Below are 20,917 nucleotides of genomic sequence, written 5' to 3' on the forward strand. Positions count from 1 at the left end.
ATCGCGCAAATAGTGTTGCAGTAAACGCTTGGTCGAAAAACCGGCACGGTCGAACAGAAACAGGATTGTCGAACTTTTTCCACTCGGCTTCGTTGTTGCGGTTGGTTAACGACTGAAAGAACTGTTATGTCTGCTTACGCGTCCAAATCCCTCCTCGCTATCGTGACGCTGGCGGGTGCCGTCAGTCTTGGTGGTTGCGCGACGAAGTCCTTCGTGCGCGAACAGATCGCCCCGGTAAGCCAGCGCGTGGACTCGCTCGAATTACGGCTCCAGCAAACCGATGGTACGGCCAAGCAGGCGCTGGCCGAGGCGCAGGCCGCTTCGGGCCAGGCGCAGCAGAACGGCCAGCGGCTGGACCAGCTGGGCGGCCGCGTCGATGGCGTCGAACAGCGCCTGACCGTGCAGGAGCAGAAGCCGGCTCGTCGTCCGCGCCATTGATGGCAGCGGCCTGAGCGACGATATCCGCTGAATGACGTGCCGGTCTCTTCCCCGCGCCGGGGGAGGGGCCGGCATTTTGCCTGAGTATGCCGCACCGATGACATGCCTGCCCCGATGAAGTCCCTGATCCTGTCGCTGGCGGGTTTCGCCCTGCTGGCCCCCACGGTCGCCGATGCGCGCACGCCTGAGCCGCCCAAGGCCGCCCGCAAGGCCCCGTCCAAATCGAAGGCGAAGCCAAAGACCGCGCCGGTCGCCGCGCCCGAGCCGGTCTTGACCCCGTCTCCTGAGGCCCAGCGGGTGATCGACTGGGTGTCCGGCGCGCATGACAATCGCGGCCTGCCCTGGGCGGTGGTCGACAAGGTCAACGCGACCCTCTTCCTGTTCGCGCCCAACGGCACGCAGCAGGCGGCGGTGCCGGTCCTGATCGGCATCATGCCGGGCGACGAGGCGAGTCCGGGAGTGGGCACGAAGACGCTGGCCTCGCTCGGTCCCGCCGAGAAGACCACGCCTGCCGGGCGCTATCTCGCCAAGTTCGGGCTGCCGGTGGCGGGCGAGCGGGTGCTGTGGGTCGATTATGCGACCTCGGTGGCGCTGCACCCGATCCCGAAGGACGCTGGCGCGCGCGAGAAGCGGCGCGAGCGGATGCTGTCGCCGACCCCGGACGACAACCGCATCACATTCGGCTGCATCAACGTCCCCCAGGCCTTCTATACGCGGCAGTTGCGGCCGACATTCCGCCGCAAGGGCGGCTATGTCTATATCCTGCCCGACACCAAGCCGATCGACGAGGTCTTTCCCCGTCTGAGGACGCAAGTTTCCGGTTAAAGCGGCTTGCCCATGCGGATCAGCGGAACCTGCACGCCTTTGACCGGGGCGGACCGGATCGCCTCGATCGGAGCATAGCCGCAGGCGCGGTAGAGCGGTTCGCCCGCCAGCGTGGCCATCATCTCGGCGGACGTGAAGCCCGCCGCCCGCGCCGCCGCCTCGCATCGCGCGAGGATGGCGCGGCCCAGCCCTTGGCGGGCGAAATCCGGGTCGACATACATGGCCCTGATGCGGGCGGGGTCGCTGGCCGGGTCGAGCATCGCCGCGTCGCGCAAGCCATGGCTATGGTCGCCGCCATAGAGCGTGGCCCGGGCACTCCATCCGCCGCAGCCCGCCAGCCGCCCGTCCTTCTCGGCCAGCAAATAGGTGCCGTCGGCGATCAGTTGCGTATCCAGCCCCATGACCGAACGGCTGGCCGCGATCTCGGCGGGGGAGAGAAAGCCCTTTTGCAGCACCGAAATCGCGCGTTCCATCAACACGGCGATGGCGGGAATGTCGGCGGTGTCGGCCCAGCGAAAGGTAAACATCGCACCTTTTCGGGGCAATTATTCCGGTCCGTCAACGACGATGGGGTGAACAGTTGCAATCGACACCACCGTTTAGCTGCGATAAGCCGGTCAAATGGCAGACATTCCTCAGACCCCGCTGCTCGACACGGTGCACACCCCCGACGACCTTCGTCGCCTCGCCCCCGAGCAGTTGCGGCAACTCGCCGACGAATTGCGGACCGAGACGATCTCGGCCGTCGGCACCACCGGCGGCCATCTGGGCTCGGGGCTGGGCGTCGTCGAGCTGACCGTCGCCCTCCATTATGTCTTCAACACCCCCGACGACCGCCTGATCTGGGACGTCGGTCATCAATGCTATCCGCACAAGATCCTGACCGGGCGGCGCGAGCGTATCCGCACCATCCGCCAGGGCGGTGGCCTGTCGGGCTTCACCAAGCGGTCGGAAAGCGAATACGACCCGTTCGGCGCGGCGCACAGCTCGACCTCGATCTCGGCGGCGCTCGGCTTTGCGGTCGCCAACAAGCTGGCTGGCACGCCGGGCAAGGGCATCGCCGTGATCGGCGACGGCGCGATGTCGGCGGGCATGGCCTATGAGGCGATGAACAATGCCGAGCAGGCGGGCAATCGCCTGGTCGTCATCCTGAACGACAACGACATGTCGATCGCCCCGCCGGTCGGCGGTCTGTCGGCCTACCTCTCGCGCATGGTGTCGAGCCGCGAATTCCTGGGCGTGCGCGACGTGCTCAAGAAACTCGCCAAGCGCTTCCCGCGCCCGATCCAAAAGGCAGCGCAGAAGACCGACGAGTTCGCGCGCGGCATGACCATGGGCGGCACGCTGTTTGAGGAATTGGGCTTTTATTATGTCGGCCCGATCGACGGTCACAATCTCGACCATCTGATCCCGGTGCTGGAGAATGTCCGCGACGCCGAGCAGGGGCCGATCCTGATCCATGTCGTCACCAAGAAGGGCAAGGGCTATGCCCCGGCCGAGGCGGCGGCGGACAAATATCACGGTGTCCAGAAGTTCGACGTGATCACCGGCGCCCAGGCCAAGGCGCCGCCGGGACCGCCCGCCTATCAGAATGTCTTCGGTGAGACGCTCGCCAAGGAAGCCGACAGCGATCCGCGCATCTGCGCCATCACCGCCGCCATGCCGTCGGGCACCGGGCTGGACCGGTTCGCGAATGCGCATCCGGAGCGTTTCTTCGACGTCGGCATCGCCGAGCAGCACGCCGTCACCTTTGCCGCAGGGCTTGCGGCGCAGGGAATGCGCCCCTTCTGCGCCATCTATTCCACCTTCCTCCAGCGCGCCTATGACCAGGTGGTCCATGACGTCGCGATCCAGAATCTGCCGGTCCGCTTCGCGATCGACCGCGCCGGGCTGGTCGGGGCGGACGGGGCGACCCATGCGGGCTCGTTCGACGTCACCTATCTGGCCAGCCTGCCCAACATGGTCGTGATGGCGGCCGCCGACGAGGCGGAGCTGGTCCATATGGTCCATACCTGCGTCAACCATGACAGTGGCCCGATCGCGGTGCGTTATCCGCGCGGCAACGGCGTCGGCGTGGCGCTGCCCGAAACGCCGCAGCTGCTGGAGATCGGCAAGGGCCGCGTCGTGCGCGAGGGCAAGAAGGTCGCGATCCTATCGCTCGGCACCCGCCTGGCCGAGGCACTGCGCGCCGCCGACACGCTGGAGGCCAAGGGGCTGTCGACCTCGGTCGCCGACCTGCGCTTCGCCAAGCCGCTCGACGAGGCGCTGATCCGGCGGATGCTGACCACGCATGAGGTGGCGGTGACGATCGAGGAGAATGCGATCGGCGGTCTGGGCGCCCATGTCCTGACCATGGCGTCGGACGAAGGGCTGATCGACGGTGGCCTCAAGCTGCGCACGATGCGTCTGCCCGACATCTTCCAGGATCAGGACAAGCCCGAGGTGCAATATGCGCAGGCCGGGCTGGATGCCGATGCCATCGTCGAGACGGTGCTGAAGGCGCTGCGCCACAACAGTGCCAATGTCACCGAAGGCGCGCGGGCGTGATCCGTGGCTGGACCGCCGTCATCGTCTTCACGACGCTGGCGGTGGTCATGATGGTCGGGCTGAACGTGCGGATGTGGCGGCGGATGAAGCAGGCCACGGCGGCGGCGAAGGCCGAGGCCGAGCGGGACGCGATCGAGTCCGATCAAAACCCCCGTTCCGCCTGAGCGAAGACGAAGGCAACGCCCCCACCCAAAACAGATTCTGTTCCCCGGCGAAGGCCGGGGCCCAGTTTCTGCGCGGTTGCAAAGGCGCAGTGAATGGGAGTGGTAGGCCATTGCCACCGATGGCTTTGGCGTACCACTCGTCGTTTCCATTCCCTCTCATCTTCACCGAAACTGGGCCCCGGCCTTCGCCGGGGAACCGCAGGAGGAGAGGCAATCCCGTGGGCCCTCGACCTCGCTCGGGCTGGACGGGGCGAAAAGCTCACCGCCCCAGATAATGCGCCTGCGCCGCGTCGGTCGCATTCACCGCCAGCACCGCCCGCGCTTCGCTGGGCGACAGGGGCCCGGATGGTGACGGCCGGTCCATGCCGCTCGCCGCGATAACCCGGCCGAGCAATTCCTGCCCTTCCTGCCACCAGCCCAGGCCGCTGGCGGCGTTGATATGTCCCTGATGCCCGGCATCGACGAAATGGCTGCCCCAATCGACCGCCAAGCTATGCGCGCGGTCGATCGTGATCCACGGATCGTCCTGGCTGGCGACGAGGATCGAGGGAAAGGGCAGCGGCGTGCGCGGCGAGGGCGCAAAGCCCTTCAGAGCCTCGGGCGCGTCGGTGCGGTCGACATCGGCGGGCGCGACCAGCAGGGCGCCCGCGACCGGCCAGCCATAGGGCTGTGGCGACAATTCCGCCCACCAGGCGACCGCCAGACAGCCCAGCGAGTGCGCCGCCAGGATCACCGGCGCCTGCGCCTGCCGGATCGCCTGGTCCAGCCGCGTGACCCAGGCATTGCGATGCGGGGTCGACCACATGCCCAGTTCGACGCGGATCGTATCGGGCCGCGCCTCTTCCCATAGGGACTGCCAGTGCGAGCGGCCCGAGCCGCCAAGACCGGGGACGGTGAGGACCGTGGGCTTGCGGGCCTCATAGGATGCGAACGAACCCATATGGCATCTCCTCGATAGGGCCGGGTCGACTCCCGATCCTGCCGAAGAAGATATTCCTACCAATCTAATAGGCAATAGGCGATGCGTCCGGTGGATGACGGCTTGCGACGGACCGAGGCGGCTTGTAGGGGCGGGCGATGGCCAAGCAGCGTGTCGACCAGATGCTCGTGGATCGCGGACTCGTGGAATCCCGGTCCCGCGCGCAGGCGCTGGTGATGGCGGGCCTCGTCTTTTCGGGCGAGACGAAGATCGCCAAGCCCGGCCAGCAGCTGGCCGAGGACGCCGTGCTCGACGTGCGCGGACGCGATCATCCCTGGGTGTCGCGCGGCGGGATCAAGCTCGCCCATGGGCTGGAGCATTTCGGCTGGGACGTGACCGACGCGGTCGCGATCGATGTCGGCAGCTCGACCGGCGGCTTTACCGATGTGCTGCTGCAAAAGGGCGCCGCGCGCGTCTATGCGGTCGACAGCGGCACCAACCAGCTCGCCTGGTCGCTGCGCCAGGACCCGCGCGTCATCGTCCATGAACAGACCAGCGCCCGCATCCTGACCGAGGCGCATATTCCCGAACCGGTCGATATCGTCGTGTGTGACGCCAGCTTCATCGGGCTGGCCAAGGTGCTGGAACGGCCGTTGAGCTTCGCGAAGCCCGGCGGGCGCCTGCTCGCCCTCATCAAGCCGCAGTTCGAGGCGGGGCGCGACGAGGTCGGCAAGGGCGGGGTGGTCCGTGATCCTGCCGTCCACCAGCGGGTCTGCGATCAGGTCGTCGCGTGGCTGACCGAGAGCGGCTGGCAGGTTGCGGGCGTCACCCGGAGCCCGATCACCGGGCCGGAGGGGAATGTCGAGTTTTTGGTGGCCGCATCCCGAAATTGAACGGGTAAAGGCTGATTGGCGTTGAGCTTTCCGTTTACTGTGCCCCGACCCTGGGGCAGATCGACGGACATCATGGCGAAAGAGGGACGAGTGGGCACGATCGCGTCGAAGGGCCAGTTGCGCATGTCATTCCTCCGCTGGGCGGTCGTGATCGTTCCGCTGATCCTGCTGCTCGGCTTCGCCTCGGGCCGCGTGGTACCATCGGGCAGCGAGAATGGCTGGTACATGGCGCTCACCAAGCCGGAACTGAACCCGCCGGGCTGGGTGTTTCCGGTGGTGTGGACGACGTTGTACATCATGATTGGCCTGGCGCTGGCGATGATCGTCCATGCTCGCGGCGCGAACGGACGAGGGGTGGCGATCGGCCTGTTCGCGGCGCAGTTCCTGCTCAACCTGTCCTGGACGCCCTTGTTCTTCGGTGCGCACAAGGTACGGCTGGCGCTGTTCGTCATCATCGCCATCCTGTTCCTGGCGATCGCCACCACGGTCGCCTTTTCGCGCATTCGCAAGGGCGCGGCGTGGCTGATGGTGCCCTATCTGGTCTGGCTGTCCTTTGCGGGCGTGCTCAACTGGCGGATCGACCAGCTCAATCCGGATGCGGAAAGGCTTGTGCCGGGGGCGCAGACCTCCCAAATGCTGTGAAACGATTTTTGGGAATTTGATATGCAGGCCGACAACAAGCTGTTCGACGATTTCGCCAAGGTGATGAACGGCCTGGCGGGCACCGTGGCGGGCATGGGCCGCGAGGCCGAGGCGAGCGCCCGGACGCGCGCGCGCGAATGGATCGGTGGTCTGGACTTTGTCAGCCGCGAGGAATTCGAGGTCGCCAAGGCGATGGCCGTCGCTGCGCGGGACGAGGCGGACGCGCTGAAGGCGCGCCTGGACGTGCTGGAAGCGCGGCTGAACGGTACGACGGGCGGCACGACCGCCGGGGTGGAATCCTGACCGGCCCGATATCGAAACGGACTCTGCCCGGCCCGCTCGGCCGGGCAGCTATCCACAGTTTTCGGTACCCGGCGGCTTGCGGCCCGGCCTTGCGCAGTGCAACCTGCGCTGGTCCGGGTTTGTTCGCAAGGGCCTCTGATGCTTGAATCGACCGATCATGAAGCCGAAGAATCGGCCCCCATCGACATGCTGGAGGCCTATTTCGCCGCGCATGGATGGGAACATGAGCGCCACGACGAGGAAATCGTCGCGACGGTCAAGGGCAGCTGGGCCAGCTATGAACTTCGTGCCCTGTGGCGCGACGACGACAGCGTCCTACAATTCCTGGCGTTCCCCGACATCAAGGTGACCGACGACCGCCGCTCCAGCATCTATGAGGCGCTGGCGCTGGTCAACGAACAGCTGTGGATCGGCCATTTCGAGCTGTGGTCGAACAGCGGCATCCTGCTCTATCGCCACGCCGCGATGGTCGATGGCGGCGAGGACGGAACCATCTCGCTCTCCGCCACCGAATTGCTGGTCGAGTCGGCGATCGAGGAGTGCGAACGCTTCTATCCGGTCTTCCAGTTCGTCCTCTGGGGCGGCAAGACCCCGCGTGAGGCGCTGGCCGCCGCGCTGATCGAAACCCAGGGCGAAGCGTGACGTTTCCCGTCGGGCCGATCTGGCTGGTCGGGTGCGGCAACATGGCGGGCGCGATGCTGCGCCGCTGGTTGTCCGAAGGGCTCGACCCCGCGCAGGTGACCGTCGTCACGCGCAGCGGCACGCGGGCGCCCGAGGGCGTGCGCTCGCTGACGGCATTGCCGGTCGACGAAACGCCTGCGATCCTGATGCTGGGGTTTAAGCCCCAGCAACTGGGCGACATCACGCCGACGCTGGCGCATCTGAACCCGGCCATCCTGCTGTCGATCCTGGCGGGAGTCGAGGAACAGACGCTGGCCAGCCATATTCCGGCGGGCGCGATCGTTCGGATGATGCCCAATCTGCCCGTCGCGATCGGGCAGGGGGTGACCGCGCTTTACACCCGCTCCACCGACGCCGCCGTGCGCGATGCCGTCGAAGCGCTCGCTCGACCGCTCGGCCTTGCCCCCTGGGTGGAGGACGAAGCGCGGTTCGACGCCGTGACCGCGCTGGCGGGCTGCGGGCCTGCCTTCGTGTTCCGCTTCATCGACGCTCTGGCGCAGGCCGGGGTCGGGCTGGGGCTGTCGCCCGAACTGGCGCAGCAATTGGCGCTGGCCACCGTCGACGGGGCAGGGGCCATGGCGATGGGGGCCGACGCCCCGCCCGCTGTGCTGGCGGATCGTGTAGCCAGCCCGGGCGGTTCGACCCGCGAAGGGCTGAACGTGCTGGACGCGGATGATGCGCTCAAGCGGCTTATGGCCGAAACGCTGACGGCCTCGGAACGGCGCAACCGCGAAATGGCCGCCGCCGCGCGGCGCTGACGCGGCCATGGCTTGGTAAAAACAACATACAGGATGGGCAATCAGCATATCCTCCCCTGCAAGGGGAGGGGGACCATGCGTAGCATGGTGGAGGGGTGTCGCCTTATCGATAGCGGGTACACCCCTCCGTCAGGCTTTCAGCCTGCCACCTCCCCTTGCAGGGGAGGAAATTTGGAGAATGCCTCCACGCTCTAACGCGGCCTTAGCCGTCGTTGGACCGCAAATCCTCGATCCGGGCGCGTTCATTCTCCGGGATGAACCCCTCCAGCACGGTCCAGAACCCCGTCACCGCCTGCTGACCCGCACGCGCATAGGCCTTGGACAGCTTTTCGCGCAGCGCGTCGAACAACTCGGCCTCCATTGCCGCCCCCGTCGGGGTCAGCCGGAGCAGCCTTTGCCGACGGTCGCGATCGCCGGGGCGCGTTTCGATGAGGTCGCGGCTCGCCAGCTCGTTGAGCACGCGGCCCAGCGATTGCTTGGTGATCGCCAGCAGCGACAACAGCTCGCTGACCGTCATGTCGGGCTTGCGCGCCATGAAATAAAGGGCGCGGTGATGGGCACGGCCCAACCCCTGCGCGGCAAGACCGCGATCGATCGAGCGCACGAGATGGCTATTGCCGAAATACAGCAATTCCATACCCCTGCGGAGTTCTGGTTCGCGGAGAAACTGTGCCGATGCGGACTGGTTAGAGGCAGCCATGTTGACCCGTCTACTCACACGCCCTAGGCCACGGCAACCCAAAACAGAGAGATGACCATGGAAGCGCCCCAAGCCCTTACGTTTCGTTTCGATCCGTCCGCGACTCCCGTCGCGGCGAGCGAGCGGGCGGCGCGTCTGGTAGATCCGGGCTTCGGGCGCGTGTTCACTGATCATATGGCGCTGATCCGCTATAGCGACGACAAGGGTTGGCATGACGCGCAGATCACCGCCCGCGCGCCGCTTCAGGTCGATCCGGCCGCTTCGGTCCTGCACTATGCGCAGGAAATCTTCGAGGGCATGAAGGCCTATCGCCTGGCCGATGGCGGCACCGCGCTGTTCCGGCCCGAGGCGAATGCCCGCCGCTTCCAGGATTCGGCGCGCCGCATGGCGATGCCCGAGCTGCCCGAGACGCTGTTCCTGGAGTCCGTCGAGCGGCTGGTCGAGATCGAGCGCAACTGGATCCCCGAACAGGATGGCGGCGCGCTGTACCTCCGCCCCTTCATGTTCGCCAGCGAGGTGTTCCTGGGCGTGAAGCCCTCGGCCGAATATCTCTACATGGTCATCGCCTCGTCGGTGGGTGCGTACTTCAAGGGCGGTGCGCCCGCCGTGTCGATCTGGGTAAGCCAGGGCTATACGCGCGCGGCCCCCGGCGGGACCGGCGCGGCCAAGTGCGGCGGCAATTATGCCGCCAGCCTGCTTGCCCAGAAGGAAGCGATCGCGAACGGTTGCGACCAAGTGGTCTTCCTCGACGCGGTCGAGCGCCGCTGGGTCGAGGAACTGGGCGGCATGAACGTCTTCTTCGTGTTCGACGACGGCAGCCTGGTGACCCCGCCGCTGACCGGCACGATCCTGCCCGGCATCACCCGCGATTCGATCCTGACCATCGCACGCGCGCAGGGGCTGACCGTGCGCGAGGAGCCTTATGCGATCGACCAGTGGCGCGCCGACGCCGCCAGCGGCCGCCTGGTCGAGGCGTTCGCCTGCGGCACTGCGGCCGTCGTCACCCCGATCGGCAGTGTCGCCGAGCCTGCGGGCCGCTTCACCATCGGAAGCGGCGGCCCCGGCCAGCTGACCACCCGCCTTCGCGAACAGCTGGTCGCGATCCAGCGCGGCCAGGCCCCCGACCCCCATGGCTGGATGCGCCGCCTGGGCTGACGATTTCGCGGGATTAGGGGCTTTTCAAGCCCGGCGCGCCGGGTATAAGGCGCGCCTCTCCACTGGGGCGTCGCCAAGCGGTAAGGCAACGGTTTTTGGTACCGTCATACGCAGGTTCGAATCCTGCCGCCCCAGCCAGTCACTGATTGCCCCAGCTAAGGGGACCAAAAACTGCGGTTTCTGGTAGCTTAGCGGGGCTTCAACCATCGCAGTGGCGTCAACTGACGCCAGTCGATGGAGCCAGTCCCTGATGCCAGCGATCGAGAACGTCACCCGCCGCAGCGCGGTCTATTGGTGGCGTCGAAGGCTGCGTTTGGCGCCCGCGAGCGCAAATCCTATAACCGTTGTGACGATGGTCAGCCTTCTGACGAAGGATCAGCCGGTCGCGCGTCGACGCGCGGTCGCGATGACCGGGCGGAGCGAGGCGGTACGGATGAGCCTGTACGAAAAGATCGAGCGTGACGGCCTGACCGCGGAACAGGCCAGTGCGGTGTTCCAAGAGGAGATGGTCCGCTACCGGAACATGCTTGCCTATCAGCACCAGTCGATCCAACAGGACGGCGAAGGAGATGTCGCGGAACGCTTCGCGCAGATGCGGGCCATCTATGGCGCGGTGAACCGCGATTTTGCCGCCAACGGCTTCGGCGATTTTCTAGGGTCAGGACTCGTTGATCACAGCCAGAAGATGACGGTTGCCGCGAGAGCGATGGCCGAGAAGAAGGCGGTGGGGCGCCGGTCGTAGCGGGTGGCGACGCGGCGCCAGTCTTTCAGGCGGCCAAACATCATCTCGATGCGACTGCGCCGTCGGTAGCGGCGTTTGTCGTATCTGACGGGTTCATTGCGAGATTTTCGGCCTGGGATACAGGGCTGGATGCCTTTGGCATGCAGGGCGTCCCTGAACCAGTCTGCATCATAGCCACGGTCACCGAGCAGCCACTGTGCTTTTGGCAGATCATCGAGCAGCGCTGCCGCGCCAGTGTAGTCGCTGACCTGGCCTGCTGTCATGAAAAAGCTCAACGGGCGCCCGTTCGCGTCGGCGACCGCATGGAGCTTGGTGTTCATGCCGCCCTTGGTGCGCCCGATCAGGCGGCCGAGATCCCCTTTTTAACCCGCAGGCTCGATGCCGTGCGATGCACCTTCAGGTAAGTCGCGTCGATCATGACCGTCTTCGGCTCGGCGTCCACCGCAGCCAAGCCCTCCATCATCCGCGTGAACACGCCTGCCTCGCCCCAGCGCTTCCAACGGTTATACAACGTCTTGTGCGGGCCGTAGTCCTTGGGTGCATCTCGCCAGCGCAGCCCGTTGCGATTGACGAACACGATACCACTCAGCACCCGACGATCATCCACCCGAGGCTTACCATGGCTCTTCGGAAAGAACGGCCGAAGTCGTTCCATCTGATCGTCCGTCAGCCAGTACAGGTCGCTCATTCCAGTCTCCTCTCGGAGCCTGAATCAGATCGCGCGCCTCACATCAATGGGTCCTGACCCTAAAGGAAGACGGGGATGATGGCCAACCCCCTCAGAAAGAACGGAGTTCCGGGCAAATGGCGTTCCGCTAAACTGGGTCAGTGCATTCGTCCCGCCCGCGCCGCTTGCGCGCGTTTAAGCCGGATGCGGGTGCGGGCATCGCGCAGGAGCGCGCCGGGCAGGTCGGTCGCGGCGCGCAGGCCCGCGACCGAAGATATGTTGCGGATGCTGCGCCGCGTCTCGTTCAGCACCTGCCCGACCATGGCCCGCCGCTCGATCTCGCCCTGCTCGCGCACCAGCGACAGGCGATGGATGGCATAGAGGCCGATCAGGCCCGCCAGCAGGAAGTAAAAGTCCCAGGCGGTCAGCACGATGGGCAGGGTGAAGATGCCGTTGGGGCTCCGCCACCGCGCCACCAGCTCGAACTGGCGCGCGGCGAAGAACTGCGCCAGCAGCCCGCCCAGGATCGGCGCGATCCCGGCCGCGATGGCGGTGGTCATCGCATTGGCCGCGACATAGGCGGTGGCGGACCCCTTGGGCGACAGCTTCAGCGCGATATTGGTGCTGGCCAGCGTCACGCCCGCAATGGTCGCGCCCATGACGAGGTGAAGCCCGATCAGCCACAGCTTCACCGCCCCCCGGTCGCCCAGTTGCGACGCGCCGATCATCGCGACGATCGCCAGGATATAGGCCGGGGCGCACACCGCCAGCACCGACTTGTTGGCGAACCGGTCGCTGAGCCGTCCCCAGAGGCGGAGTGCGAGGATATTGGCGACCTGGCTGGCGACGCTGAGCAGCAGCACGAAGCTGACCGCGAAATGCAGCTGGCGGACGATGAAGACGGTGAAGAAGGGCGTCGCGAGGTTGATCGCGAACTGCCAACTGGCCACGAAGACCAGCAACCGGCGAAAATTGGGGTCGCCCAGCGGCTGGGCCAGCAAGGCGCGCAATGCGATGGAGCCGGGGGCGGGCGGCATCAACGGCTCGGGCATCATCGCGACGATCCGCGCGCTGATCAGCCCGGTGACGCAGCCGCTGGCGAACATCGCCGCGAAGACCATGTCCCGTGCAGGCGATCCCGCTGGCGTCCAGTCCAACGCCAGCGCGGCGACCAGCCCCAGGATCAGGCTGATCGCCGTCAGCCAGACCGTCCGCCGGGCAAAGACGTCGCCCAGCCGATCGTCGGGCGCCAGATCGCGCATCCAGGTGTTCCAGGCGCATCCGCCGACCGCGCCCAGTCCGCAGAGCAGCATCTGTGCGCCCAGGAAGATCAGCAATGCGGTCGTTCCGCTGAAAAAGGCGAGCACCGCCATCACCGCCAGCATCGTCCGCCCGACCAGGCTGGACAGGACCGCGATCCGCTTGCGCCGCCGCCATCGCTCGACCAGCTGGATGGCGGGCAGTTGCAGCAACTGCGCGAGGAACGGCATCGCCGCCAGGATGCCGACCATCACGTTCGACGCCCCCAGATGCAGCGCGAAGGCGGTCAGGATCACCCCGCTGGTCAGCGCGGCCGCGCCACCCGAAAACGCCGCCTCGACGACGAGCAGCCGCAAGCCGCGTTCGCGGTCGGCGGTGGTCAGTTCGGTTTGCGGATTCAGAGACATGGGTGCCGGGGCAACGTTCCGTCGGTGACCCCGGTTGCTGTCGACCAACATAGGGCCTGATCTATATCATTGAGTTTTCTGGGTATTGTCGGCGTTTGCACGCCACCATCCGGGCATTTGCGGGTTTGTTGGCGCATGACTCCTCATGTGCCGCCCGATCTCCGCATCGCCCTGGTCCTGGCCGGGGGCAATGCGTTGGGCGCCTATCAGGCCGGGGTCTATGAGGCCCTGCATGAGGCGGGCATCTCGCCCGACTGGGTCGTCGGCACCTCGGCCGGAGCGATCAACGGCGCGATCATCGCGGGCAATGCACCGGCGGATATCCTGTCGCGTCTGTCCGACCTGTGGCGACCGGATCGCACCGGCGCCGTCGGCGCGGTCGCGTGGGACGGGATGATCGACAGCTGGCGGCGCAGCGGTGAGGTGATCGCAACGCTGTTCGGCGGGCGGCGGGGGCTGTTCGCGCCGCTAGGCACCGCCCTGGCCGAGCGTGATACGCCCGCGCTCTATGACACCACGCCGCTGGCGCACACGTTGGCGCGTCTCGTCGATTTCGACCGGCTGAATGGCGGCAAGGTCCGCTACATGGTTCAGGCGGTCGCACTGGATACCGGTGCCGAGGTCGTCTTCGACAACGGGCGCGACAGGATCACGCCCGACCATGTCCGCGCCAGCTGCGCCATGCCGCCTGCCTTTCCCCCGGTCGCGCTCGACGGGGAACTCTATGTCGATGGCGGACTGGCCGCCAATCTGCCGCTCGACCCCATGCTGGCCCAGCCCGGTGACAAGCCGCTGCTGTGCATCGCGGTCGACCTGTTGCCATTGGCGGGCCCGCGCGCGCCGACCATCGGCGGCATGATCAGCCGAACGCAGGATCTGGTCTTCGCCGCACAGTCGCGCCGGACGCTGACGCGCTGGCGGGACCATTACGCCACCGCCCCCGACATGGCGCAGGCATCGGTCACGCTGGTGCGGCTTCGCTATGCCGAGCAGCAGGATGAAGTCGCGGGCAAGGCCTTGGATTTCTCGCCCCGTTCCGTGCGGGCGCGTTGGGATGCGGGCTTGCGCGACGCTCGTGCGTTGGTCGCGGCGCTCGGGGAGGGGAAGATACCGCTCGGGGGCAGGGGGCTGACTTCGACCACCATCGCGGCGCGGCAGGAGCCGCTCGCCGCCCATTCGGGAGACACGCCGTGAAAGCCGCCCGCAAGACCGCCGATGGCCGTTTCGAGATCGCTCAGGTCGACGAACCCCAGCTGCCCGCCGACGACTGGGTCAAGGCGCGGGTGAGGATGGCGGGCATCTGCGGCACCGACCTGCGCCACTGGGAAAAGGCGGAGGAGGAACTGCATTGCTGCATCATGGGCCATGAACTGGCGGGCGAGGTGGTCGAGGTCGGCCCGGCGGTCAGCCGCGTCGCGATCGGCGACCGGGTGCTGGTCGAATCCGTGCTCGGCTGCGGCCACTGCGCCTGGTGCCGGGTGCAGCAATATAATCGCTGTCCCGATCTCTATCCCACCCGCCGCGCCAGCGTCTCGCGCGCCTATGCCGAATATGTCGTCGGACCGCAGCACAAGTTCCACCGCCTGCCCGACAATGTGGGGTATGACGATGCCGCGCTGCTCGACACCTATGCCGTGGCGTTGCACGCCCAGCATCTGTCGGGCCTGACCATCGGGTCGCGCGTGGCGATCATCGGGGCGGGGCCGATCGGGCTGGGCCAGCTGATGCTCGCCAAGGCCAGCGGTGCCACCGTGACGATCATCGACAAGATGCCGCACGCCCTCGCCCTGGCCGAGCAATTGGGCGCCGACCGTACCGTTCACCCGGACGACGAGGACCCCGAGGCAGCGATCTTCGGACAGACCGACGATCGGGGCGCCGATATCGTGTTCGAATGCGCGGGCGGCGAGTCCATGCCCGACACGCTGCCGCTCGCCACGCGGTTGGTGCGGCGCGGCGGCAAGGTCGTCATCGTCGGCGGTTTCGACGCGGGCGCCATCGCCATCCCGCTGGAGTGGCAGCGTATCCAGATGTCCGAGATTACCCTGATCCCCAGCGCCAGCTTCGCCTTTCACGACATCCATGCCGAACAGGTCGAGGTGCTCGACCTGGTGACGCGCGGGGTGCTCAAGACGCAGGAGCTGATCACCCATCGCTTCCCGCTCGACCAGATCAATAAGGCGTTCGAGGTGGCGCAGGATCGGGCACGGACCGGAGCCATCTTCGTCGGACTGACCATATGACAGCGATCGACGCTTAGGCGGATGTTCGAATATCATCTTTATGTAACAGGTTAGTGAGCGGCCCGGCGACTTGCGGGGCGTGATCCTCTAGTCTTGCGATACCTATCAGCGAGGCAAAGAGATGGCGGCGCAGGATCGAGAGGATGTGCTGCCATGGCCCCATGGCGAAACGGGAATGGCGGTCTGCATCCGCGATCGGGATTGGACCGACACGCCATTGGGGCCGATCGGACACTGGCCGCAGAGTCTGAAGACGGTGGTCGACCTGATGCTCGCGTCGTCCAGCATGATGAGCCTGGTCTGGGGTGCGGAGGCCATCCACCTTTATAACGACCGCTTCACCGAACTTCTGCGCGAACACCATGGCGACGCGCTGGGGCGATCGGCCTTTCAGACATTTGCCCGGTCGCGCGATGTCTTTGCGGCGGACGTCGCGGCGGGAATGGCGGGAAAATCGGCGCGCCTGCAGGCGCAGCGCTATCCCGTCCAGCGCAACGGTCAGTTGGAGGATGCGTGGTTCGACGTCGATTATGCCCCCGTCCGCGATGAGGCGGGCAGGGTCGCCGGTGTCTTGTGGATCTTGCGGGAAACGACGGCGCAGGTCCTGGCCGAGCGCAGCTTGCGCGAGAGCGAAGCACGACATCGGCTGCTGATCGGAAACTGGGCGCAGGCGGTCTGGGAAACCGATCCGGACGGCGTCGTCGTCGCCGACAGCCCAAGCTGGCGCGCCTATACCGGCCAGACGGAGACGGAATGGCTGGGTTATGGCTGGCTCGATGCCATTCATCCCGACGATCGCGCCTATGCCGAACGCCAGTGGCGCGAGGCGATGGCGATACGGGGGCTGGTCGATGCGGAGTTTCGGCTTCGTGCCCCGGATGGCGGCTGGCGCTGGACCAATGTCCGGGCCGGTCCCGTCCTCGATGTCGAGGGGCAAATCGAGAAATGGGCGGGGATCAATATCGACATCGACGCGCGCAAACGCGCCGAAACGGCCCTGCGCGACAGCAAAGCCAAATATCGCGCACTCTTCGAATCGATGGATGAGGCCTATGCCGTGGTCGAGGTCCTTCGGGATGACCAGGGCCGCTGGGCCGACTTTCGCTTCGTCGAGGTCAATCCCGCCTTCCTTCATCACACGGGCATGCCGTGGCCGGTCGGCCAGACCGCGACGGAATTGCTGGGCACGCCGAACCCGCGTTGGACGAAGCTGTATGGTCAGGTCCTCGATACCGGCCGCTCGATCCGTGTCGAGGAAGGCGAACCGACCCTGGACCGGCTGTTCGATCTCAATATCTTCCCGCTCGACACCGGACTTCATCATGTCGCTGTCCTGTTCACCAACATCACCGAGCGGCGCCGTATCGAAGAAGGCGTGAGAGCCAGCGAGGCATGGTTGCACCTGCTGGTCGAGGGGATGCCGCAGCTGGTGTGGCGTTCGGCCGAACTGGGCCGATGGACCTGGGCCAGCAGCCAGTGGCAAGCCTTTACAGGGCTGAGCCTGACGGCCAGCCTCGATCGCGGCTGGCTCGATGCGGTCTGTCCCGGCGATCATGATGCCGTCCTGCACGCATGGGATGGGGCGTCTCTATCGGGCAGTATCGACGTCGAGTTCCGGGTCCGGCGCGCGAGCGACCATGCCTATGTCTGGCACCATATGCGTGCCATGCCGGTGCGTGACGACGCCGGGCGCATCGTCGAATGGCTGGGCACGACGACCGATGTTCAGCAATTGAAGGAATTGCAGGAACGCCAGTCGATCCTCGTCGACGAACTCCAGCATCGGACGCGAAACCTGATCGGGGTCGTGCGGTCGATGGCCGACAAGACGGCACGGTCCAGTGCCGATCTGTCGGACTTCCGCTTGCGCTTTCGTGACCGTCTGGAGGCGCTGGCGCGGGTACAGGGCCTGCTGTCCCGGCTTCATGATGTCGATCGTGTCATGTTCGACGATCTGATCCGAACCGAGCTGTCGGCGATCAACGGCGGCCTGGACCATGTCACGCTGACGGGACCGACCGGCGTGCGCTTGCGCTCGTCGACCGTTCAGACGCTGGCGATGGCGCTCCACGAACTGGCGACGAATGCGGTGAAATACGGCGCTTTGGGACAAGCGACCGGGCACCTTGCGGTGACATGGTCGCTCGAGCCCATGGGCGATGACGGACAGCCCTGGCTCCATATCGACTGGCGGGAAAGCGGCGTCGCCATGCCGCCCGCCGGATCGGCGCCGAAGGGGACCGGCCAGGGCCGCGAGTTGATCGAGCGCGCGCTCCCCTATCAGCTGCGGGCCCGCACGTCGTACCAGCATGGCCCGGACGGTGTGCACTGCGCGATTTCACTCGCTGTTTCCGCGAGCAAGGAGGTGGGGGCGCATGGCTGAACCAGCGCCGCGCGGCTGTTACATTCTGGTGGTAGAGGACGAGTTTTACTTGCCGGTGATTTGCGGGCAACTCGGTGAGGCTGATGCGGCGGTGCTTGGCCCGGTCCGAAGGACGGATCGACGGGGCAATCCTCGACGCCAATCTCGGTGAAGGAGATAGCCTATCCGGTGGCTGACATCCTGATCGAGCGCAGGGCGGCGCTGGTTGTTACGACGGGATATGACGGAGCGTCGTCGCCGACCCGCTTCGCAATCGGAACGCGCTGCGAAAAGTCGGCCACGATGAGACGGATTACGCAGGCAATCGGGCGGGGGCGGTAGATGCCCGCCAATGAGGCGAATATCAGCGCAAGGACGATCGGTTCTGCCGACCTTCGATCGGATAAGCGACGCGGAACCCGATATGTGAAGTCGGAAGGTCGTGTTCCTGTGCCTGATAGGCGGCCGGTCGAAAATTGGCGCAGTAATTCATCGCGCAGAGATAGCTGCCGCCCTTTACCAGACCGATATTCTGATCGCCCGCGACCCATTCCCAGACATTGCCGACCATGTCGTAGATACCCAGGTCGTTCGCCTCGAAGCATCCCACCGGCGCGATCCCGGCATAGCCGTCTTCGGCCGTATCGCGCATGGGGAAGACGCCCTCCCAGACATTGGCGCGTGGCGTGCCGTGATCGAACGCCCAGTCGACCGCGTCGCGGGTGGCGTTCTGATCGCCGCGCGCGGCACGCTCCCATTGTTCGGTGGTGGGCAGGGTACCTCCGGCCCAGCGGGCATAGGCCGCGGCATCGTCGCGATCGACATGGACGACCGGCTCGTCCGCGCGGCCGGTCAGGTCACTGCCGTGTCCCTGGGGATGACGCCAGTCGGCGCCCTTCGTCCAGCGCCACCAGCGCGCGGCATTGTCGAGGGAAACCGGCTCGGTCGGCGCGACGAACAGCGCGGACGCCCCCTGTCGTTCGGCCTGTGTCCGATATCCGGTTGCCGCCACGAAGGCCGCAAACTGGCGGTTGGTCACCTCATGCGCGTCGATCCGGAATGCCGCGACGCGGACCGGCCGCCCGGGTCGATCCGTGCCATCCTCGCCGAGCAGGACGATGCCCTCGGCGACGGTCATGATGGCGTCCTTGGCCAGACAGCGATTCCCAGGCTGCGGCGCTCGCGCGCCCAGCCCGCCGAACGCGCCCAGCGCCAGGAGCAGCGCCGCCCCGATCCTCATGGTCGGGCCGCGGGAGCAGGCGCCGCCTCTGCATCGACCGGTAGCGGAACCACGCCCTTGGCCTTCGCATACAGGTCATAGGCCTTGACCAGGTCGGCAAGCCGCTTCGGTTCGGCGGCGGCCAGGTCATGGGTTTCACCGGGATCGCGCGCGACGTTGAAAAGCTGCCACCGCCCCGTACTGACCCCGCCGCGCGTGTAGCGATTGGTCGGCTTTGGCAGGAAGACGACCTTCCAATCCCCTTGGCGAAGCGCCCGGCGGAAGAAGAGTTCATAGCCCAGCGTTTCGTCGGCGGATCGGATGCCGTCGGCGCGGGCGGTCAGGACGGGGCGCAGGCTGTGCCCTTCATGGGGCAGGATGGCATGGCCCGCGAACTGGCTCGGCTGACGCAGGCCCGCATAGTCGAGCAGGGTCGGCGCGACGTCCCGTACGTCGAGATTGGCATTGGCGATCCGTCCGCCGCCCGTCACTCCCCGTCCCGCCGCAAAGGCGCTGACCCGGATACCGCCCTCGGTCGTGTAGCTCTTGACCAGCCAGGACGGCACCGAATTGGCCTGCGCCCAGCCCGGTCCATAGCCGACATAGCTGGTCGGCTTGCCGATATTGTCCAGGCTGTTGTCGATGCCCAGCGCCTGCGCCGGGGGCAGGGCGGCATCGGGCGAGCCGACCTTGAAGCGGGGGCTGGGCGCTTCGATCACATTCCCCTCCGGGCCGTTATCGGCGAAGAACAGGATGATGGTGTTGTCATAGCGGCCTTGCGCCTTCAGCGCGGCGATGACGCGGCCGACATTCTGGTCCATGCGGTCGACCATGGCGGCATAGACCTCCATCTTGCGCGACTCGACGGCGCGTTCGTCCGTGGTGAGCGACGCCCAAGGCTTGGCGAGTTCCAGGCTGTGCGGCACGGCATCGGCCGGTACGAGGCCGAGTGCCTTCTGCCTGGCCAGTCGCTCGGCACGCAGCGCCTCATAGCCCGCGTCATAGCGTCCCTTGTATTTGGCGATCGTCTCCGCCGGTGCCTGGAGCGGCCAGTGCGGTGTCGTGAAGGGCAGATAGGCGAAGAACGGTCGGCGATCCCCCGCCTTGGTGGATGAGTCGAGATAGCCGATCAGCCGGTCGGCGAAATAATCCGCCGAATATTGCCCCTTGGGCAGGGCAGCGGGCTTGCCGTCGTCGCGGTAGCTCGGCGCCAGTCCCGCCTTGGTCCAGGCCTCGTCCTGATCCGCGCCGAAATGGTTGGACAGGCCCTGAAGCAGGGCGAAGCTATGCTCGAACCCGCGCGCGGCGGGTTCGCGCTCGGGCGTCAGGCCCAGATGCCATTTGCCCGCCATCAGGGTCGTATAGCCACCGGCGCGCAGCAGTTCGGCGATCGAGGCGACGCGGTCGTTCAGATATCCCTCATAGCCCGGCTGACCCCGCGTTGCCGGTCCCAGTAGTTCCGCCATCGTGCCGAGCCCGGCCTCGTGATTGTCCACGCCGCTCATCAGCATCGAGCGTGTCGGCGAACAGGTCGGTGCCGTGTGAAAGCCGGTGAAGCGCACCCCCGACAGGGCCAGAGCATCGAGATTGGGTGTCGCGATCTCGCCCCCGAATGCGCCCAGGTCCGACCAACCGAGATCGTCGGCGACGATGATCAGGAAATTCGGGGCATCCTTCGGTGCCTTTTGCGGTTCGCTTAACGCCGAGCCCGGTGCTGCCGGAGCGGCAAGAGCCGGAGTGGCCGCGATCAGGGCCGAAGCGGCCACCGTCAGAAATCTCACGCCGATCATGTCTGCTCCCATCGTTGACGACCGTGCGCGGTCGCACGCTCGGGATAAAGGTTGGCGCCGTCGCGACAATGATAATTTGCCTACTAGATCGATAGGAATTACTTCGTTCGTTTCGTGAACGTCCTTTCATAGCCCTAGGCGAGCGGTCGCTGCCGCATGTTCGTCCCCGCCATGAAAGAATGTCCATGCCGATTTCGAGAGC

At 66.3% G+C, this 20,917-nt stretch carries 21 protein-coding genes and 1 tRNA gene; 15 read left to right on the forward strand and 7 right to left on the reverse strand.

Annotated features, from left to right (window positions below):
* Nucleotides 1-126 precede the first annotated feature (126 nt).
* Nucleotides 127-438, forward strand: coding sequence for a hypothetical protein (locus ACQR50_RS05865; RefSeq protein WP_428970167.1), 312 nt, complete (start codon nucleotides 127-129; stop codon nucleotides 436-438).
* A 114-nt stretch (nucleotides 439-552) separates the two neighbouring features.
* Nucleotides 553-1,263 (forward strand): hypothetical protein, encoded by a 711-nt coding sequence (locus tag ACQR50_RS05870; protein ID WP_428970168.1) that lies wholly within the window; start codon nucleotides 553-555, stop codon nucleotides 1,261-1,263.
* On the opposite strand, the gene ACQR50_RS05875 is transcribed toward ACQR50_RS05870, so the two are convergent.
* Nucleotides 1,260-1,790, reverse strand: coding sequence for a GNAT family N-acetyltransferase (locus ACQR50_RS05875; RefSeq protein WP_428970169.1), 531 nt, complete (start codon nucleotides 1,788-1,790; stop codon nucleotides 1,260-1,262). The two genes, ACQR50_RS05870 and ACQR50_RS05875, sit on opposite strands and share 4 nt — an antisense overlap.
* A 94-nt stretch (nucleotides 1,791-1,884) precedes the next feature.
* Here ACQR50_RS05875 and dxs point away from each other — a divergent pair, with 94 nt between their 5' ends.
* Together dxs and ACQR50_RS05885 are read left to right on the forward strand one after the other, a co-directional pair.
* Nucleotides 1,885-3,810, forward strand: coding sequence for a 1-deoxy-D-xylulose-5-phosphate synthase (gene dxs, locus ACQR50_RS05880; RefSeq protein WP_428970170.1), 1,926 nt, complete (start codon nucleotides 1,885-1,887; stop codon nucleotides 3,808-3,810).
* A complete protein-coding gene (locus ACQR50_RS05885; RefSeq protein WP_428970171.1) occupies nucleotides 3,807-3,974 on the forward strand; it encodes a hypothetical protein in 168 nt (55 codons plus the stop codon). The genes dxs and ACQR50_RS05885 overlap by 4 nt, the downstream gene beginning before the upstream one ends.
* A gap of 259 nt (nucleotides 3,975-4,233) precedes the next feature.
* On the opposite strand, the gene ACQR50_RS05890 is transcribed toward ACQR50_RS05885, so the two are convergent.
* Nucleotides 4,234-4,914, reverse strand: a complete 681-nt coding sequence (locus tag ACQR50_RS05890; RefSeq protein ID WP_184106408.1) for an RBBP9/YdeN family alpha/beta hydrolase — start codon at nucleotides 4,912-4,914, stop codon at nucleotides 4,234-4,236.
* A 137-nt stretch (nucleotides 4,915-5,051) separates the two neighbouring features.
* On the opposite strand from ACQR50_RS05890, the gene ACQR50_RS05895 reads away from it, so the two are divergent.
* The 5 genes from ACQR50_RS05895 (at nucleotide 5,052) to ACQR50_RS05915 (ending at nucleotide 8,170) form a co-directional block, all read left to right on the forward strand.
* A complete protein-coding gene (locus ACQR50_RS05895; RefSeq protein WP_428970172.1) occupies nucleotides 5,052-5,786 on the forward strand; it encodes a TlyA family RNA methyltransferase in 735 nt (244 codons plus the stop codon).
* A gap of 123 nt (nucleotides 5,787-5,909) precedes the next feature.
* Nucleotides 5,910-6,428, forward strand: a complete 519-nt coding sequence (locus tag ACQR50_RS05900) for a TspO/MBR family protein (protein ID WP_058745869.1) — start codon at nucleotides 5,910-5,912, stop codon at nucleotides 6,426-6,428.
* Between the two features lie 21 nt (nucleotides 6,429-6,449).
* Nucleotides 6,450-6,731 carry an accessory factor UbiK family protein gene (locus ACQR50_RS05905; RefSeq protein WP_428970173.1) on the forward strand — a complete coding sequence of 94 codons (282 nt, stop codon included), beginning with the start codon at nucleotides 6,450-6,452 and terminating at the stop codon, nucleotides 6,729-6,731.
* Between the two features lie 138 nt (nucleotides 6,732-6,869).
* Nucleotides 6,870-7,373, forward strand: coding sequence for a YbjN domain-containing protein (locus tag ACQR50_RS05910; protein ID WP_058745846.1), 504 nt, complete (start codon nucleotides 6,870-6,872; stop codon nucleotides 7,371-7,373).
* Between the two features lie 41 nt (nucleotides 7,374-7,414).
* Complete coding sequence (locus tag ACQR50_RS05915; RefSeq protein WP_428970652.1) at nucleotides 7,415-8,170, forward strand: pyrroline-5-carboxylate reductase family protein; 756 nt, start codon at nucleotides 7,415-7,417, stop codon at nucleotides 8,168-8,170.
* A gap of 202 nt (nucleotides 8,171-8,372) precedes the next feature.
* On the opposite strand, the gene ACQR50_RS05920 is transcribed toward ACQR50_RS05915, so the two are convergent.
* Nucleotides 8,373-8,870: a MarR family transcriptional regulator gene (locus ACQR50_RS05920; protein ID WP_056439560.1), complete on the reverse strand. Its 498-nt coding sequence runs from the start codon at nucleotides 8,868-8,870 to the stop codon at nucleotides 8,373-8,375.
* A gap of 57 nt (nucleotides 8,871-8,927) precedes the next feature.
* On the opposite strand from ACQR50_RS05920, the gene ACQR50_RS05925 reads away from it, so the two are divergent.
* The 3 genes from ACQR50_RS05925 (at nucleotide 8,928) to ACQR50_RS05935 (ending at nucleotide 10,767) form a co-directional block, all read left to right on the forward strand.
* A complete protein-coding gene (locus tag ACQR50_RS05925) occupies nucleotides 8,928-10,025 on the forward strand; it encodes a branched-chain amino acid aminotransferase (protein ID WP_056439557.1) in 1,098 nt (365 codons plus the stop codon).
* Nucleotides 10,026-10,088: 63 nt separating this feature from the next.
* Nucleotides 10,089-10,163: transfer RNA gene (locus ACQR50_RS05930), tRNA-Gln, on the forward strand.
* Nucleotides 10,164-10,275: 112 nt separating this feature from the next.
* A complete protein-coding gene (locus ACQR50_RS05935; protein ID WP_428970174.1) occupies nucleotides 10,276-10,767 on the forward strand; it encodes a hypothetical protein in 492 nt (163 codons plus the stop codon).
* Here the strand turns inward: ACQR50_RS05935 and ACQR50_RS05940 are convergent.
* Together ACQR50_RS05940 and ACQR50_RS05945 are read right to left on the reverse strand one after the other, a co-directional pair.
* Nucleotides 10,698-11,455, reverse strand: a protein-coding gene (locus ACQR50_RS05940) for an IS5 family transposase (protein ID WP_428970175.1) whose coding sequence is annotated in 2 segments (ribosomal slippage) — nucleotides 10,698-11,122 and nucleotides 11,122-11,455 — 759 coding nt in all. Because the reading frame shifts where the segments join, the coding sequence is not laid out codon by codon here. The two genes, ACQR50_RS05935 and ACQR50_RS05940, sit on opposite strands and share 70 nt — an antisense overlap.
* A 137-nt stretch (nucleotides 11,456-11,592) precedes the next feature.
* On the reverse strand, nucleotides 11,593-13,101 hold the full coding sequence (locus tag ACQR50_RS05945; protein ID WP_428970176.1) for an MFS transporter: 1,509 nt from the start codon (nucleotides 13,099-13,101) through the stop codon (nucleotides 11,593-11,595).
* 147 nt (nucleotides 13,102-13,248) lie between these two features.
* Here ACQR50_RS05945 and ACQR50_RS05950 point away from each other — a divergent pair, with 147 nt between their 5' ends.
* The 3 genes from ACQR50_RS05950 (at nucleotide 13,249) to ACQR50_RS05960 (ending at nucleotide 17,727) form a co-directional block, all read left to right on the forward strand.
* Entirely contained in the window at nucleotides 13,249-14,295 is a 1,047-nt protein-coding gene (locus ACQR50_RS05950) for a patatin-like phospholipase family protein (protein WP_428970177.1), read from the forward strand.
* On the forward strand, nucleotides 14,292-15,344 hold the full coding sequence (locus ACQR50_RS05955; protein ID WP_428970178.1) for a zinc-dependent alcohol dehydrogenase: 1,053 nt from the start codon (nucleotides 14,292-14,294) through the stop codon (nucleotides 15,342-15,344). The genes ACQR50_RS05950 and ACQR50_RS05955 overlap by 4 nt, the downstream gene beginning before the upstream one ends.
* Nucleotides 15,345-15,489: 145 nt before the next feature.
* A complete protein-coding gene (locus ACQR50_RS05960; RefSeq protein ID WP_428970179.1) occupies nucleotides 15,490-17,727 on the forward strand; it encodes a PAS domain-containing sensor histidine kinase in 2,238 nt (745 codons plus the stop codon).
* A gap of 343 nt (nucleotides 17,728-18,070) precedes the next feature.
* Here ACQR50_RS05960 and ACQR50_RS05965 read toward each other — a convergent pair whose 3' ends face one another.
* On the reverse strand, nucleotides 18,071-18,946 hold the full coding sequence (locus ACQR50_RS05965; protein ID WP_428970180.1) for an SUMF1/EgtB/PvdO family nonheme iron enzyme: 876 nt from the start codon (nucleotides 18,944-18,946) through the stop codon (nucleotides 18,071-18,073).
* Nucleotides 18,943-20,715 carry an arylsulfatase gene (locus ACQR50_RS05970; RefSeq protein WP_428970181.1) on the reverse strand — a complete coding sequence of 591 codons (1,773 nt, stop codon included), beginning with the start codon at nucleotides 20,713-20,715 and terminating at the stop codon, nucleotides 18,943-18,945. Before ACQR50_RS05970 ends, ACQR50_RS05965 begins: the two co-directional genes overlap by 4 nt.
* Nucleotides 20,716-20,917: the final 202 nt, after the last annotated feature.

The organism is Sphingomonas sp. Xoc002 (assembly GCF_050408055.1).
In the GTDB taxonomy this organism is placed as follows: Bacteria; Pseudomonadota; Alphaproteobacteria; order Sphingomonadales; family Sphingomonadaceae; genus Sphingomonas; species Sphingomonas yabuuchiae.

Coding starts and splice junctions, on each gene's coding strand:
- ACQR50_RS05965 (WP_428970180.1), bottom strand. CDS start 18,946: ATGAGGATCGGGGCGGCGCTGCTCCTGGCGCTGGGCGCGTTCGGCGGG.
- ACQR50_RS05905 (WP_428970173.1), top strand. CDS start 6,450: ATGCAGGCCGACAACAAGCTGTTCGACGATTTCGCCAAGGTGATGAAC.
- ACQR50_RS05915 (WP_428970652.1), top strand. CDS start 7,415: ATGGCGGGCGCGATGCTGCGCCGCTGGTTGTCCGAAGGGCTCGACCCC.
- ACQR50_RS05910 (WP_058745846.1), top strand. CDS start 6,870: ATGCTTGAATCGACCGATCATGAAGCCGAAGAATCGGCCCCCATCGAC.
- ACQR50_RS05920 (WP_056439560.1), bottom strand. CDS start 8,870: ATGGCTGCCTCTAACCAGTCCGCATCGGCACAGTTTCTCCGCGAACCA.
- ACQR50_RS05890 (WP_184106408.1), bottom strand. CDS start 4,914: ATGGGTTCGTTCGCATCCTATGAGGCCCGCAAGCCCACGGTCCTCACC.
- ACQR50_RS05945 (WP_428970176.1), bottom strand. CDS start 13,101: ATGTCTCTGAATCCGCAAACCGAACTGACCACCGCCGACCGCGAACGC.
- ACQR50_RS05925 (WP_056439557.1), top strand. CDS start 8,928: ATGGAAGCGCCCCAAGCCCTTACGTTTCGTTTCGATCCGTCCGCGACT.
- ACQR50_RS05970 (WP_428970181.1), bottom strand. CDS start 20,715: ATGATCGGCGTGAGATTTCTGACGGTGGCCGCTTCGGCCCTGATCGCG.
- ACQR50_RS05935 (WP_428970174.1), top strand. CDS start 10,276: ATGCCAGCGATCGAGAACGTCACCCGCCGCAGCGCGGTCTATTGGTGG.
- ACQR50_RS05870 (WP_428970168.1), top strand. CDS start 553: ATGAAGTCCCTGATCCTGTCGCTGGCGGGTTTCGCCCTGCTGGCCCCC.
- ACQR50_RS05895 (WP_428970172.1), top strand. CDS start 5,052: ATGGCCAAGCAGCGTGTCGACCAGATGCTCGTGGATCGCGGACTCGTG.
- ACQR50_RS05875 (WP_428970169.1), bottom strand. CDS start 1,790: ATGTTTACCTTTCGCTGGGCCGACACCGCCGACATTCCCGCCATCGCC.
- ACQR50_RS05900 (WP_058745869.1), top strand. CDS start 5,910: ATGTCATTCCTCCGCTGGGCGGTCGTGATCGTTCCGCTGATCCTGCTG.
- dxs (WP_428970170.1), top strand. CDS start 1,885: ATGGCAGACATTCCTCAGACCCCGCTGCTCGACACGGTGCACACCCCC.
- ACQR50_RS05865 (WP_428970167.1), top strand. CDS start 127: ATGTCTGCTTACGCGTCCAAATCCCTCCTCGCTATCGTGACGCTGGCG.